General features: G+C 44.0%; 1 protein-coding gene. It reads right to left on the bottom strand.

The window, feature by feature from the left end; genetic code table 11:
• A partial coding sequence (locus C1E24_RS20385; protein WP_138484711.1) for an SdrD B-like domain-containing protein occupies positions 1-718 on the bottom strand: 718 nt, incomplete at both ends.

Genomic DNA, 718 nt, shown 5'->3' with positions numbered 1-718 from the left:
ATCAGCATTCGCTTCTGTTAAATCTGCAAACGTGTACTGGCCATTAGCATCTGTTGTGCGCGTCAGTAATACATCGCGACCAAACTTGTCTTTACCCGTTAACGTGACTGTGATGTTTTCTAACGCTCTATCAAGCTCAGCGGTTTCTAGGTCACCGTCTTGTAACGTGTCTAGGAATACGCGACCTGAGATCGAATAAGCAATTGTGCCTAGCTGCTCAGTGAAGTCCACGGTTGCTGATTTATTTGCACCCGTTAAGTCAACTTTAACTGTGCTGTTTGTAGTATCTGATTCTGTACGGTTTGCACCGATGATTAGGTAATCTTTACCGTTCTCATTTTCAGTGTTGCCAGAGAAAGTTGCAGCTACTGAGTAACCATCATCATTTGCTTCTGTTAAATCTGCAAACGTATACTGACCATTAACATCAGTAGTGCGCGTTAGTGACACCGCACGACCGAACTTGTCTTTACCTGTCAGGGTCACTGTGATGTTTTCAAGCGCTTTATCAAGCTCAGCGGTTTCTAGGTCACCGTCTTGTAACGTGTCTAGGAATACGCGACCTGAAATAGAATAAGGAATTGTGCCTAGCTGCTCAGTGAAGTCTACGGTTGCTGAGCGTGTATTTGCAGTTAAATCAACCACAACCGTATTGTTTGCAGTTTGCGATTCAGTGCGATTTGCACCAACAATCAAATACTCTTTACCGTCTAGGTGA

This window comes from Pseudoalteromonas phenolica (genome assembly GCF_005876835.1).
In the GTDB taxonomy this organism is placed as follows: domain Bacteria; phylum Pseudomonadota; class Gammaproteobacteria; order Enterobacterales; family Alteromonadaceae; genus Pseudoalteromonas; species Pseudoalteromonas phenolica_B.
This window is presented reverse-complemented; position numbering and strand designations above follow the sequence as displayed.